This is a genomic window from Plesiocystis pacifica SIR-1 (assembly GCF_000170895.1).
GTDB lineage: Bacteria > Myxococcota_A > Polyangia > Nannocystales > Nannocystaceae > Plesiocystis > Plesiocystis pacifica.
Window position 1 is genome coordinate 1 of the sequence record NZ_ABCS01000163.1, and the last position, 13,323, is coordinate 13,323.

Sequence of the window (13,323 nt, forward strand, 5' to 3'; positions counted from 1 at the left end):
TGGCGCTGGTCCGGGTCGATCGCCAAGCCGCGCAGCACCGCGCGCCCGACCCACGCGGGCACCCTCGCCGTCGACGGAGGCTCGCGCACGCGGCCGGCCAGCACGTTGCCCAGGAGCTCGGCCGGGTTGTCGCCCGCGAAGGGCAGGCGCCCGTAGAGGCCCTCGTAGAGCGCGACGCAGAAGCTGAACTGATCGCCGCGGGCGTCGACGACCTCGCCCCGCCACTGCTCGGGGGCCATGTAGGCCGGCGTGCCGAGGATCGAGCCCGTGACCGTGAGCTTGTTGGACAGCGCCGCCGATCCCGATCCCGATCCCGATCCTGGCTCGAAGGCGCCGAGGACCTCGCGGATCGCCGACTCGCTCGCGCCCTCGCCCGCGCCGGGAGCGGTCGCCGCTCGAGCCAGGCCAAAGTCGAGCACCTGCACCACCCCGTCCTCGCCGAGGATGGCGTTGTGCGGCTTGAAGTCGCGGTGGACGATGCCGGCCTCGTGGGCCGCCGCCAGCCCCCGACCGGCCTGGCGAAACACCTCGACGACCTCCCGCCACGGCCGGGCCTCGTCCCCCGCCCGCAGCCAGCGATCCAGGCTCTGCCCGCGGACGAACTCCATGGCGATGAACACCCCGTCCTCGTGCTCGCCGACCTCGTGGACCGTGACCGTGTTCTGGTGGCGGAGCCGGGCCATGGCCTGGGCCTCGCGCATGAACCGGGTCGCCTGGGTGCTGCCCTTGGCCGCGCCTCGCCGGCGCAGGATCTTCACGGCGACCTTGCGGTCGAGCTGATCGTCGTAGGCGGCGTAGACCGTGCCCATGCCGCCTTGACCGATGCGATCGAGGATCGCAAAGCGGCCGATCTTCAGCTGCGGCAGGGCGCTCCCGAACAGCGCCGCCTCGATCGCGTCGCGCTCCCGGTCGTACTCGAAGGAGTCCTCGACGCGAAAGCCATCGCGTGCCCCGACCTCGGTGCTGGCCATCCGCGCGGCCTCGCGGCCCGCCGCGTCGGCACTCCCCGCGGCTGGGTCCGCCGCGTCCTTCGGGTGCTGCTCGTCCCCTGCCACCGCGTGGGCGATGCTAGCAGTCGCCCACCCCGGCCGCGCCGGGGCCCATGATCCACGAAAGCATCGTCCACGGACTCAGCTGGCGTGGAACCCGTGGGCGGCTGCCTTTCTCGGTAGCCCGAGGGTGACCGCACGCCCCTTTGCTATGCTTCGCGACGGTGAGCGCAACCAGTGACATGGAGCTCTACGAGGCCTGGCGCGGCGGAGACCAGCGGGCTGGCGCGGCCCTGTTTCGCCAGCACTACGACACCCTGGCGCGCTTTTTCGCCAACAAGGTCCAGCCCGAGCACCGCCCCGAGCTGGTCCAGCGGACCATGCTCGCCTGCGTCGAGGGCAAGGAGCGCTTCGAGGGCAAGTCGCGCTTCACCTCCTACCTGATCGGCATCGCGCTGCGCCAGCTCTACAAGCACTTCGATCGCCAGCGCCGGACCCGAGAGCGCATGGACTACGGCACCGTATCCGTCGCGGATCTCGACCCCTCGCCGAGCCAGCTCGCGGCCAAGCAAGACGAGTACCACGTGCTGCTCATGGCCCTGCGCCAGCTCCCGGTCGACTACCAGCTCGTGCTCGAGCTGGTCTACTGGGAGAGCTACACCGCGGCGGTCATCGCCGAGTGCCTCGGCATCCCCGTGGGCACGGCCAAGACCCGGATCCGCCGGGGCAAGGAGCTGCTGCGCGAGCAGATCGAAGCGGTGGCTCTGAACCCGGCGCTGATGCAGTCGACGGTCTCGAACCTCGAGGGCTGGGCCGCGCAGCTGCGCGAGCGCGGCCTGACCAAGCCGTGATGCTCGTCAGCCTTCGGGCGCCCCGCGCGACGCACGGATCTCCCCGCCGCGAGCCTCGCACGCGCTCAGGACCCAAAAGACCCATGAAACCCGACTGGGCGGGGCCCCGGGGTTCGCGGTCCGGGCCGCGCCGCGGTATGAGGGGAGCGTGCGCGCCTACCTCGAGCTCCTCGATCGCGTGCTCCGTGAGGGCACGACCAAGACCGACCGCACCGGCACCGGCACCAAGAGCCTGTTCGGCCCGCAGCTGCGCTTCGACCTCGCCCAGGGCTTCCCCCTCGTGACCACCAAGAAGGTCCACCTGCGCTCGATCATCCACGAGCTGTTGTGGTTCCTGCGCGGCGAGACCAACCTCGCCTACCTGCACGAGAACAAGGTCAGCATCTGGGACGAGTGGGCCGACAACGACGGCGAGCTCGGGCCCATCTACGGCGAGCAGTGGCGCTCGTGGCCCAACCACCGCGCAGATGGCTCCGCCGACTCCAGCCAGCCCCAGACCATCGACCAGATGAGCTGGCTCGTCGACGAGCTGCGCCGCAACCCCGACTCCCGGCGCCTGGTGATCAGCGCCTGGAACGTCGCCGACCTCCCGCACATGGCGCTGGCCCCCTGCCACTGCCTGTTCCAATTCTACGTCGCCGAGGGCAAGCTCAGCTGCCAGCTCTACCAGCGCAGCGCCGACCTGTTCCTCGGCGTGCCCTTCAACATCGCCAGCTACGCCCTGCTGACCATGATGATCGCCAAGGTCGTCGGCCTCGAGTACGGCGAGTTCGTGCACACCTTCGGCGACGCGCACCTGTACCTGAACCACCTCGAGCAGGCCCAGCTGCAGCTGAGCCGCGAGCCCCGGCCGCTCCCGACCATGCACATCGACCGCGTGCCCGACTCGCTGTTCGAGTTTTGTTACGAGGACTTCCGCCTCGAGGGCTACGAGCCGCACCCGCGCATCAAGGCGCCCGTCGCCGTTTGAACCTGGCGAGGCCCACCGTTCCAGACGCGGTCTCGACGCATCCCAAGTTCGAGGTCTGATTCACTACGATTTCGCCGCATGATCTGGCGCAAGTCGACATTGCTGTAATACCCAGCCGAACTCTTGAGTTTTGTTGGCTTTGGTGCGATGTAGACGCAATGGCGCGTCAGAGCTTCTGGATTAGCGTGGGTGGGGTGGCCGTGGCCACCCTGAGCCTGGTTCCGCAGACTGCCCAGGCAGGTGAGCCCATGAGCGGGGTGCTCGCTCCCGTGGCCTCGGTGGACTCGGAAGAGTCGCAGACGCCCAGCTGGTCCGAGGCCGGCGCGCTCGAGCCTGGCGTCGAGCAAAACCCTGCGATCTATGGCGGCACCGCGGCCAACTACTGCGGCTGGCCCACGGCGGTCTACCTCGATCAAGGCTTCTCGGCGTGCTCGGGGACCCTGGTCCACCCGGAGATCGTGATCACGGCGGCCCACTGCCCGAGCTCGACGGCAGGCAGCGCGACGACCATCCGCTTCGGCGAGGCCGTCGCGGGAGGCGAGCGCGCGGTCCAGGCGACCTGCTACTCCAACCCGGGCTGGACCGGGCAGGTCGGGGGCACGGACTTCGGCTACTGCCGGCTGAGCGAGCCGGTCACCGACGTCCCGATCATCCCGCCGGCCTGGGGCTGCGACGTCTCGGCGCTGTCGCCCGGGCGCGAGGTGGTCATCGTGGGCTTTGGCCAGTCCAACAACGGCGGCAGCGGGAGCAAGCGCGAGGTGACCACGACCATCCAGGCCATCAGCAGCCAGGCGGTCGTCGGCGGCAACGGCCTGGACGCGTGCCAGGGCGACTCGGGCGGCCCCGTCTACATCAAGATGAGCAGCGACTTCGGAGGCGACGACACCTGGCGGGTGTTCGGCATCACCTCCGGCGGCGCCGAGTGTGGCCTGGGCGGCATCTTCGCGCTGATGCACGAGGCCATCCCGTGGGTCGAGCAGCACTCGGGCGTGGACATCACGCCTTGCCAGGACGGCGACGGCAACTGGGAGCCGAGCCCGCAGTGCGGCTCCATCCCCCTCGACCCGGCCGCCGGCAGCGGCGACTGGGCCAACGGCTGCGCGGGCGGGCCCGCCAGCGGCTTTGGTGGGCTGTGCGGCGACCCCTTTGGAACCGGCGAGGACTCCGATCCGCCCTCCGTCGAGGTCGTCACCCCCAACGACGGCGAGGAGTACGACGTCGAGCCTGGGGGCACCGCCCAGGTGACCGTCAACGTGACGGCGGACGACGGCGACGGCTTCGGCGTGGCCGAGGTCCGCCTGCTCGTCAACGGCGACGAGTTCCCAAACAACAGCGACACCCTCGCGCCCTACGAGTGGGACCTGGTCATGCCCGAGGGCGGCTACACCCTGTCCGCGCTGGCCGTCGACTACTCCGGGAACGAGGCGGTCTCGCTGAGCATCGGGATCGGCGTCGGCGCGGAGGCGCCCGCGGGCGACGACGGGGGCAACGACGAAGTCGGCGACGGCACGGACGGCCTGGGCCTCGACGACGGCGGGCTCGACTCGGGCTGCGCCTGCTCGAGCGCGTCGGGTTCGGGGGGCTCGGGCGGAGCCTTTGGTCTGCTCGCCCTGATCGCCCTCGCGGGCCTGGGCCGCCGACGCCGAAACTGAGCGCTGTTTTGCCCCCACAGGCGTCTGGCCCGGCGTTTTCAGCTGTTCAGCGAACGACGCGGGCGTGGATCTTCGGTAGGACCGGCGGGCGCCTGGGTTTGAGGGGATTTAGGGGAGGCTCGTGGAGTCTGGTCCCAGCTCGTTCCGGAGTGTCTCTGGAGATACTCTGGAGACGTTGCAGCGCTTGAGGCGCTTCCAGTTGACGGGTAGCCCAAGACGCGCTCGCCCCCCGATCAAGCCGCCCGGGGCGTCTCCAGATCGCTCGTAGGCCATCCCGCGGGTTTCGGTTGGGTTCTTTGGCGCTTCAGGAATTCGAGTGGGCGAGATGGTCGGATAGAGCTCGAGCCCCCCGCAGTGAAAAACAAGATCGCGCTCCGAAACCGAGCCCGGCTCCGATACCCGCACGCCCGCTTCTTCAGCGCCGCCGAAATATTCGAGTTCACCGCTTCCAGTGAGGCGTTCGTCGCCCCGAGGACGATCGCATTCATGCCCCACAGGTGCACTCGCAGGGTCCGGCCGACCTTGACCGACAACACGACCAGCTCGAGCGCTACGTCAGCCGCGGCGCTCGAAGAACCCCGCGCTCATCAGCTTTGCAGGGCCGCTCACGCCAAAGCCGGCACGCCAAGAGGATGCCAGGCCAAGCAAACGACGCAGTTCCCAGTGTCCGCTGGTACAGCCTACGGGGACCTCCTCGGCTCCGTTCACGCCCTTACCTGTGACTGCCCAGCGGATCTCGGGTACTCGTCGAGTCTCGACTGCCGCGAAGACTTCGGCATAGTCGGGCCCGTTCGCCGTGACTGCATGGCGTCGGTCACGAGGAAGCGGCAAGCCCTTCCTCGACTGCGCCAACTTGGCGAGGTGTGCCTCGAAAACAACCTCGCCGAGGAATGCGTGGAGGGCAGTACCTCGTTTGCGCGAGCGCTCTCGACTCCGAGCTCGCTGACTGCCCGGCGCTGCCCGTGCTTGACGAGTTCCTCGCGTGCGCAAACAACTAGCGTCGACCCTCAACTCGCCAGCTGGACCACTCGACGCAGCCGCTTCATCGCCCGAAACACACCCCCACGCACCGCAGCGGGGGAGTGGCTCTCATCGGCGATCTCGACGGCTCGTTTGCCGCCCAGGTAGCGCTCCTCGATTAGCTCTCGATCCTTGGTCGAGAGCTTGTCCATGGCTCGACGCACCTTCTTGTACTTGTCGTAGTGGTGAAGGGCCGTCTGCAGGCCCGGCCCTGACTGGGGGAAGGAGTGGACCAGCGGCGCGAAGCGACTCTGCTTGAGCAGGTTGATGCATATCCGGTCGTAAATCTTCACGCACAAGATCGCGCGCATCGGGATGCCGCGCTCGATCGCGGCGATCGGCGGCTTTTCGAGCACGGCCATGATCGCGTCGTGGGCGATGTCCTCGGAGTCGGCTCTCGCTCCCTGGCGCCTCGCTTCCAGGATCGCCCATAGCCTGTACTTACGGACAACCCAGTCTAGAACGACCGGATCCTTGCGCTGTAGCCCATCCACGAACAGCTGTGGATACATCTCGTAGTTCATGGGCATACGGTCGTTTACCATGGCGATCGCGTCATGTGGAGCCCCTCGTCCTCCGATCCAACACCGCCGTCGCCGAGCATCGTCGACGACCCGGCGTTGCAGGAGTTCGCGAACGATGAGGGTGTTCCGGTGGAGCTCATTCAAGGCGCGCTCGGTCAACACACCGAGCTCTCCGTCTTCCTCGCTTTCCTCCGCTCCACTCCCGAGACTCGGCCGCGGGTCAACGGTCGCTTCGAGTTGCTCGAGCCAGTCGGAGAAGGGAGCTACGGGCAGGTATACCGGGCCCTCGACCACGTACTCGGCCGTGACGTCGCCATCAAGCTCATGCGGCTGGGTGATCCCGAGACCGCAGACCGAGAGGCGAGGGCCCTGGCTGCACTCGTGCACCCCAACGTCGTGCGGATCTACGATCAGGGACGCAGCGACGACTACCGGTGGATCGTCATGGAGTGGCTCAGCGGCCCGACCCTCCACGAGTGGTGCGCCGACAAAGAGCCCACCGAGATCGTCGCGCGCTACGTCGAAGCTGGTCACGGCCTCGCGGCGGCGCATCGTCGCGGCTTGGCGCATCGGGACTTCAAGGCGAACAACGCGATGCTCAACTCGGAGGGCAAGGCGATGCTCGTCGACTTCGGCCTGGCTCGGACCCTCGAAGCCCTGAGCGAAGGGTCGAACGCGGAGCGCATCGTCGGAGCGCTTCCATATCTGGCGCCCGAGCGCTTGCGTGGGCAGGCGGGTGACGTGCGCAGCGATCAGTTCGCGTTCTGTGTGGCGCTCTGGGAAGCGCTGGCCGGAGCGAACCCCTTCTTCCTCGGCGAGGACATCGAGACCCGTCTGGAGGCCATGGCGTTGCCGCCTCGGGAGCGTGAACGGGTGCCGCGCCGAGTCCGAGCTGCGCTGGAGCGCGGGCTGGCCGAGGACCCAGCGAAACGATGGCCGAGCATGGAGGCGCTTCTCGACGCTCTCGTGTTCAAGCCGAGACCACTTCGTCGACGTGTCGCCAGGCTCTTGTTGGGCGTCGCCATCGTACTTCTCGCGCTGGTTCAATTGCGGGGGGCCACAACCCCTGCTCCGGAAATCGAGCTTCCCGAGCTCTCGAACCCCACGCACGCAGCCATCTTGGCGATGCGAACCAGCAACCACGAACGAGCGATCGAGGCCATCCGTGATGGCGCTTCCGTGCCTACCAAGCGCGACACCAACTTCTTGATCGTCGCGCAGGCCACCGCGAACTGGCTGGAGACGACGGGGCAGCCTGCCCTCGCCGGAGAAGCCTGGCTGGCCATCGCGCGGCTACGTCAAAAGTCGGGCGACGAAGAGGGGAAGCTGGCGGCCATCAACAAAGTGCTCGAACTGCTACCGGAGTGAGGTCACTCGTCGAGGGGGACCTCGAGACCTTCGAAGCAAGTCACGGTGCCGTCCTCGTTGCACACCCCGTCATCGCACCACATCAGGGTTCCTCCGCAGTCGTGGAAGCCCGGCCAGCAGACTCCGTTGATGCAGCAGATCGCCTGGGCCGTGCTCGTGCCGGCGCTGTACTCCTGGACCTCGCACATTCCTGGGACCGAGCACGCGTTTTTCAACGGGATGTAGGCAACCACGAGCTGCATCACGGGATCGATCACGTCTCCGAAGCGGACGTGGAAGGGGATTGATCCCGTCGAGCAAGGGCTCGATCCCTTGAGCCTGACTTCGCCGGTAGGGTCGAGGCACACATCGGCGTCGAGCACGGGAGCATTGGGCCCGGTGTACTCGCAGACTCGGGAGCTGTCGCAGAGATCGCGGTACTCGGCGCTCGCAGACAAGGGCGCGAAAGCGAGCCCTAGACCGACCAGCCCCACGATTGGGAAGGTGATTTTCCTCGGCATCCCGAGATTTTACTCAGGCGCCCATGAACCCACAGCGACAACCCCATAGGAGGCTGATCGGCCGCTCTGGCGCTTGTTTGGACCCCCTAACCCGACGGGGGGTACACGGTGTCCCCTGGCTTTCCCAGGCGATCGCTCGCCGACATCCGAAAAAACGAACGTTTCATCGAGCTGGGCGAGATGTAGATCGGGGGGCCTTCACGCTGCGCGCAGGGACCTCCACTCGGACGGAACCAGGGCAAGAAACCGCGAACGTTTCACGCCCTCACTCGAGATAGGAGGTATGAGCCCTCCCAACGCGCTCGTCCTCGCCGAGTTCGCAGAACGCAGCGCTGTCGTGCAGACGCTTCGCAGCTTCGAGGACTTGTCCCTCGCGGAGCTGTCCCATGTCTGCGTCTCCGTCGAGGAGCGCCGCGTGGACTCCTTGGCTCCCCCACAGCCGTCTCGGGCCGGGGGCGCTTCGTCGCTCCGCTCCTCCGCTTTGGCTTGGTGGGCAATGGCGTTCGTGCCTTCGAGAAGGCTCGTGGTCGCCCCCGCTCCCGGGGGCGTGGATTCCTTGGCTCCCCCACGGCCGTCTCGGGCCGGGGGCGCTTCGTCGCTCCGCTCCTCCGCTTTGGCTTGGTGGGCAATGGTGTTCGTGCCTTCGTGAAGGCTCGTGGTCGCCCCCGCTCCCGGGGGCGTGGATTTCTTGGCAGCCCCCACAGGCGCCTCGGACCGGGGACGCTTCGTCGCTCCGCTCCTCCGCTTTGGTTTGGTGGGCAATGGCGTTCGTACCTTCGTGAAGGCTCGTGGTCGCCCCCCGCTCCCGGGGGCGTGGATTTCTTGGCAGCCCCACAGCCGTCTCGGACCCAGGACCTACGATCTCGCTCGCGGCTTCGGCTGGCGCGGGGTGATCGAGAGCCGGCGGCGCGAGCTCGCGTCGCCGAGCTGCGCGCCGAACAGACCACCAAGTGGCGCCCAGAGGCTGGAGGTCAGCGGGACGGCTGACGCCACCGCGGTTGGGTTGGGACAGCTCCGAGGGTGGGGTTCTCGATGCCATGGTTTGCAAGACCACGCCTAAAACACGAGATTGAGCACCATTTACAAATCACCACACTCTAAAGATAGGACGGCAGCAGCCATTCGAGCGTGTATCGTTCTCACCATTCCCCAGATCCCACGCCTAACACCCCGCTAACGCCCAACGAACGCCCCCAACCCCGAGACTTGCCAATGAACCAATGTGACAATTGAGGGTCACCATTTAATTAATTAATCTGTTGACCCAGCGCGAAACCAAGCAATACCTTCATCACCCGGTTGCGACTATGGCAAGGATAATCCCAGGCGTACAAGTCACGGTAATTAAAGAGGTGGTTCCACCTCAACTCGCACCTTCGGGCGTGCTCGGATTGGTCGGCCTCGTCGCGCCCCCGCGCCTCGATGACGAGGGCCAACCCATCCCACGCAAGGCGGTCGAACGGGTCGGGAGCTGGGGACGCTTCCGTGATCTCTACGGTCGGGCGACGGCCTGGGCCCTCCCAGAGGCCCAGCAGGCCCTCCAAAACGGGGTTTTCGAGCTCGTCGTCACCGAGGTCAGCTCCGGCGTGGCGGCGAGCGCCGGCGCTGTCTATAGCGTCGACAACGACAATGAAGATTGGCTGACCTTCAACTTTCGCTGCAAGGGCACTGCGGGCAATGGCCTGAGTCTCGAGTTGACTCCCAAGCGATTCCAAAATCGAGTTCAGAGCTACGAGCTCACAATCAAAGATGGCTCCGAAGTCATCGAGAGCCACCGCAACCTCTCACCCCTCCCCGGGTCGAGTCGCTTTGTGGGCGCGGTCCTCGACGCGAGCGATTCGCTCGTCTCCGCCGCCGTCGCCAACCACGCCGTCACCGATTACAGCACGGCCGACGTGCTCAGCACCGACGCCCACTCCACGGTCGTCGCCAAGATCGGCAACGAGGACATGCTCACCGTGTTCAAGCTCGACAGCGGGACCCCCGACGTCGAGTTCAAGCGCGTGGGCTCGGCCGAGGGCGACCGCATCGAGGTCAAGCGTGACCCGGGCGGCGGCGGCGAGGTCCTGCTCTTCGGCGGCCTCGAGGCCGACCCGAAGGTCCTCGGCGCCCTCGCCGACGCGCTCAACAGCGAGGTCGATCTGGCCGTCGAGCTCGTGGCAGCCGGCGGCAGCTCGAGCCTCGCGGGGGGCGTCGACGCCACCGTCGCCGAGTACACCACCGCCCTCGACCAGCTCGTCGACGTCCCCGACGTCGACCTGGTCATCGCCTCGGTCCAGGACCTCGACCTGACCCGCGGCGCGCAGATCTACGGGGCCGTCATCGCCCACTGCGAGAACATGAGCGCCGACGCCAAGGGCCGCCTCGGCTTCGGCCAGGTCCCGGCCACGACCACCGACGCCGAGAACATCGACCTGGTCGGCTCGCTGGTCTCCGACCGCTTCGCGCTGTTCGCCCCCAACGGGGTCATGGGCGCGGCCGTCGGCCGCATCGGCAGCCTGTCCTACTACCAGTCGCCGACCTTCAAGTCCCTCGCGGGCCTCGGGGCCATCGAGCCCGAGCTGCGCACCGAGCAGCAGCGCGCCTACCTCAAGGCCAAGCTCGTGCCCATCGCCGAGCTCCCCGGCCGGGGCAACGTGGTCGTCCGGGGCATCACCACCGACGGCGACCAGATCAACGTCCGCCGCGTCGCCGACCACGCCGTCCGCGGGGTCAAGCAGATCGGCGAGCTGTTCATCGGCAAGCTCAACACCGAGGACGGGCGCAACGCCCTCAAGCAGAAGCTCAACGAGTTCCTGCTCCAGATGGCGGCCGAGAGCGCCATCGTCCCGTCCACGGACGGGACCGACCCCGCGTTCAAGCTCGACGTCTACAGCACTCAGGCCGACTTCGCCCTCGGCATCGTCCGCGTCGACCTGGCCGTCCGCCCGGTCCGCGCCATCGACTTCATCTACGCGACGGTCCTCGTCCAGGTCTGAGGTAAGCAATCATGGCCACCGTATTCTCAGCCAACCACAGCAGCCTGCTCGTCGACGGTGACCCCGTCGAGGGCGTGCAGTCCGTCGCCTTCCGGGTCGTGACCGAGCGCGAAGACATCCGCGCGATCGGCTCGGACGAGCGCGTCGACGTCAGCTTCGGCCTCCGCACCGTCAACGGCGAGGTCGTGATCCGCTCGACGGCCACGGTCCTCGACGACCGCCTCGCCCAGCGCACGAGCTTCAGCATGGTCGCCAACCTCAAGAAGGGTCAGGGCGCCGACGACCCCTCGCGCAGCTACTCCTTCGACGACTGCTACGTCGAGACCAAGCACTTCGCCATGGGCGCCAGCGGGACCGCCGAGACCACCTACGTGTTCACGGCCACCCGAGTGCGCGAAGAGTAGGCCCCCGCGCGAGCGGAGCTGAGTTGGACGGGGCCTTCCGCGTGGAGGGCCCCGGGGGGAGTCGATGTCGGTGCAAGTCATCATCGTCAATGGGCGCCGTTGGGGCGTCGAGTTCTCGGGCTTTTCGAGCCCGCTGCGAGCCGTCGCGCTCGCCGACGAGGGCGACGACGACGAGCACGACGACGAGCCCCGGGGGGCTGCGGCGAGGCCCGAGCTGCGCCTGCGCCCGTGGACCTGCGCCGACCACCTCCGGACCCTGCGCGAGCACCTGCGCTCGGGCTCTGCCGGCTTGGAGCTCGACTCCGATCGCTACGCCGACGCCGTGCTCGACCACGCGACCATGACCCCTGCGACCCCAAGCACCGCCGAGACGTCGGCCCACGACCGCGACGCCGGGCGCCCGCTCGACCCGGAGCACCGGCGCGCCTTGGCGCTGTGGTGGGCCAACGGCCTCGAGCCCGATCGAGACCCCGAGGCCGAGGTCCCCGACCGCGAAGGGTGGCTGTCGCTCGGTGAGGCGGGCTCCGTCGAGCTGCGCGGGCTGACCTGGGGCGAGCGCCTCGCGGCCCAGCGAGCGGCCCTGGTCGACACCGGCGAGGGCCTCGAGTTCGATCCCGTCGCCTACCTCGAGGCCATGCTCGAGCGCTGCGTCGTGCAGATGCGCCCCGCCCGAGACCTCGACTCCCTCGACTCCCGCGCGACTCGGATCTTGCTGAGCGCCGTCACCGAGCTCAACCATCCCAGCCGGGACGACGACCCGCTCCTCGGCCTGCCCGCGCACCTCGCTGCTTCGGCCCTGCGCCTGTGCGCGAGCTTGGGCTGGACCCTCGAGCGGATCCTCGGCACGCCCGCGGCCGAGGTCTCCCGACTCCTGAGCTTGCTCGACGCCGTGGAGGGTCCAGCGTCCGAACACCGCGGCCCGAGCTTCGGCGCCCGATCCCGCCCGCGGCCCGCGCCCCGCCCGAGCGCGCGGCCGCGAATGGCCGACCACCCCGACGCGGTCGTGCTCGTGTTCGGTGAAGACGAGGGGGCGCCATGACCTTCGAGTTCGACTCGGCCGAGCTGTCCTCGCTGCTGCTCGCGCCTCTGCGTCGGGTCCACGACGCGACCCTCGAGGAGTTCGCGCTCGAGCCCGAGCTCGTCGAGGACAGCGCGGGCGTCGGGGAGTCCCGTCGCGCGCCGACCCCCGAGCGACCCAGGAGGGCTCGGGGTCACGAAGCGCACCAGCGTGAGACCCAGCCCCGAGCAGGTGCGCTCCTCGACGACCGTGCTCGCTCGGCTCCCCCCTCGACCCCCACGGGCAACGCTCGCCCAGCGCCGTCGCGCGGCCAGGGGCCAGCTGACGCCCCCCGGGCTGTGAGCCCCGCGAGCCCAAAGTCGCCAACGCCGACGCGCACCGCCGAGCGCCCTCGCTTGCGCCTGCGCCCTCGACCCAAGCCGGAACCGACGCGCACGCCCGAGCCCCAGCCCGAGTTCGCGTCCGTTCCTTCGGAGCTCCCCTCCCCGCGTCCAGTTCCCGCGGAGCCTTCGAGGGCTCCAGAGCGCGCACGGATGCTCCAGTCGTCTCAGCCGCCCCAACCGGCCTCAGCCTCGGTCTCGACCCCGAGCGCTCCGGCGTCGCTCGGGAACGCATCTTCACCGGCTCCGTCGACCATCGGCTCCCTGCCCACCGAGCGCGTGGCCGAGCTCCTCGCGCGCCGCCTCGACGCCGCCGCGGGGAGCAGCCAGAGCGCGACGCGAGCTTCCGCGGCCGCCCCGACGCCCGACCCGGCGACCCCAGCTCGCACGCCCCGAGCGACCCCCACGGCCGACGGCCCGCGCCCGAGTTCGACAACACCCGACACGACCTCCGACAAGCCTCGTCGAGCGCGCCTGCGGCTTCGTCCTCGGCCGACCCCCGCCCCTGCCTCCCCGACGGCCACGACAACCGAGCAGGCCCCTGGCGCTGGCGAGGCTCCGGTCGCGAGCCCAGCCCCTGCGCGGTCTCCAGCCCCCCCTCCGAGCGCATCGAGGACCCCCGAGCCCGCCGGACCTCCACCGCTCGCAGCCCCGCCCTCCCCCTCTCTC

11 protein-coding genes and 1 pseudogene are annotated in these 13,323 nt (G+C 68.6%); 7 read left to right on the plus strand and 5 right to left on the minus strand.

What is annotated here, in order from left to right:
- A partial coding sequence (locus tag PPSIR1_RS39505; protein WP_006976926.1) for a serine/threonine-protein kinase occupies window positions 1-1,055 on the minus strand: 1,055 nt, incomplete at its 3' end.
- Between the two features lie 158 nt (window positions 1,056-1,213).
- Here PPSIR1_RS39505 and PPSIR1_RS39510 point away from each other — a divergent pair.
- The 3 genes from PPSIR1_RS39510 (at window position 1,214) to PPSIR1_RS39520 (ending at window position 4,462) form a co-directional block, all read left to right on the plus strand.
- A complete protein-coding gene (locus PPSIR1_RS39510; RefSeq protein WP_232296629.1) occupies window positions 1,214-1,840 on the plus strand; it encodes an RNA polymerase sigma factor in 627 nt (208 codons plus the stop codon).
- 148 nt (window positions 1,841-1,988) lie between these two features.
- Window positions 1,989-2,810 carry a thymidylate synthase gene (locus PPSIR1_RS39515; RefSeq protein ID WP_006976928.1) on the plus strand — a complete coding sequence of 274 codons (822 nt, stop codon included), beginning with the start codon at window positions 1,989-1,991 and terminating at the stop codon, window positions 2,808-2,810.
- 194 nt (window positions 2,811-3,004) lie between these two features.
- Complete coding sequence (locus PPSIR1_RS39520) at window positions 3,005-4,462, plus strand: trypsin-like serine protease (protein ID WP_232296630.1); 1,458 nt, start codon at window positions 3,005-3,007, stop codon at window positions 4,460-4,462.
- A gap of 327 nt (window positions 4,463-4,789) precedes the next feature.
- Here PPSIR1_RS39520 and PPSIR1_RS51425 read toward each other — a convergent pair.
- Together PPSIR1_RS51425 and PPSIR1_RS39525 are read right to left on the minus strand one after the other, a co-directional pair.
- Window positions 4,790-4,989: pseudogene (locus tag PPSIR1_RS51425) on the minus strand (transposase); the annotation flags it as partial.
- 480 nt (window positions 4,990-5,469) lie between these two features.
- A complete protein-coding gene (locus tag PPSIR1_RS39525) occupies window positions 5,470-6,006 on the minus strand; it encodes an RNA polymerase sigma factor (RefSeq protein ID WP_232296631.1) in 537 nt (178 codons plus the stop codon).
- A gap of 33 nt (window positions 6,007-6,039) precedes the next feature.
- Between PPSIR1_RS39525 and PPSIR1_RS39530 the strand changes: the two genes are divergently transcribed.
- The gene (locus PPSIR1_RS39530; protein WP_006976931.1) at window positions 6,040-7,374 is read left to right on the plus strand and encodes a serine/threonine-protein kinase; all 1,335 of its coding nucleotides are present in this window, start codon (window positions 6,040-6,042) and stop codon (window positions 7,372-7,374) included.
- Between the two features lie 2 nt (window positions 7,375-7,376).
- On the opposite strand, the gene PPSIR1_RS39535 is transcribed toward PPSIR1_RS39530, so the two are convergent.
- Together PPSIR1_RS39535 and PPSIR1_RS49840 are read right to left on the minus strand one after the other, a co-directional pair.
- Window positions 7,377-7,874 (minus strand): hypothetical protein, encoded by a 498-nt coding sequence (locus PPSIR1_RS39535; protein ID WP_006976932.1) that lies wholly within the window; start codon window positions 7,872-7,874, stop codon window positions 7,377-7,379.
- A 1,247-nt stretch (window positions 7,875-9,121) separates the two neighbouring features.
- The gene (locus PPSIR1_RS49840; protein ID WP_198154719.1) at window positions 9,122-9,649 is read right to left on the minus strand and encodes a hypothetical protein; all 528 of its coding nucleotides are present in this window, start codon (window positions 9,647-9,649) and stop codon (window positions 9,122-9,124) included.
- Between the two features lie 36 nt (window positions 9,650-9,685).
- Between PPSIR1_RS49840 and PPSIR1_RS39545 the strand changes: the two genes are divergently transcribed.
- The 3 genes from PPSIR1_RS39545 to PPSIR1_RS45215 all read left to right on the plus strand — a co-directional run bounded on the left by PPSIR1_RS39545 (window position 9,686) and on the right by PPSIR1_RS45215 (window position 12,295).
- Window positions 9,686-10,852 (plus strand): phage tail sheath C-terminal domain-containing protein, encoded by a 1,167-nt coding sequence (locus PPSIR1_RS39545; protein ID WP_198154720.1) that lies wholly within the window; start codon window positions 9,686-9,688, stop codon window positions 10,850-10,852.
- Window positions 10,853-10,863: 11 nt separating this feature from the next.
- Complete coding sequence (locus PPSIR1_RS39550) at window positions 10,864-11,256, plus strand: hypothetical protein (protein WP_006976935.1); 393 nt, start codon at window positions 10,864-10,866, stop codon at window positions 11,254-11,256.
- A gap of 64 nt (window positions 11,257-11,320) precedes the next feature.
- Window positions 11,321-12,295 carry a hypothetical protein gene (locus PPSIR1_RS45215; protein WP_006976936.1) on the plus strand — a complete coding sequence of 325 codons (975 nt, stop codon included), beginning with the start codon at window positions 11,321-11,323 and terminating at the stop codon, window positions 12,293-12,295.
- Window positions 12,296-13,323 lie beyond the last annotated feature (1,028 nt).

What these genes read in the sequence shown, in the direction of transcription:
- PPSIR1_RS39535 (WP_006976932.1), bottom strand. Translation starts at nt 7,874, where the DNA reads ATGCCGAGGAAAATCACCTTCCCAATCGTGGGGCTGGTCGGTCTAGGG.
- PPSIR1_RS45215 (WP_006976936.1), top strand. Translation starts at nt 11,321, where the DNA reads ATGTCGGTGCAAGTCATCATCGTCAATGGGCGCCGTTGGGGCGTCGAG.
- PPSIR1_RS39550 (WP_006976935.1), top strand. Translation starts at nt 10,864, where the DNA reads ATGGCCACCGTATTCTCAGCCAACCACAGCAGCCTGCTCGTCGACGGT.
- PPSIR1_RS39530 (WP_006976931.1), top strand. Translation starts at nt 6,040, where the DNA reads ATGTGGAGCCCCTCGTCCTCCGATCCAACACCGCCGTCGCCGAGCATC.
- PPSIR1_RS39525 (WP_232296631.1), bottom strand. Translation starts at nt 6,006, where the DNA reads ATGAACTACGAGATGTATCCACAGCTGTTCGTGGATGGGCTACAGCGC.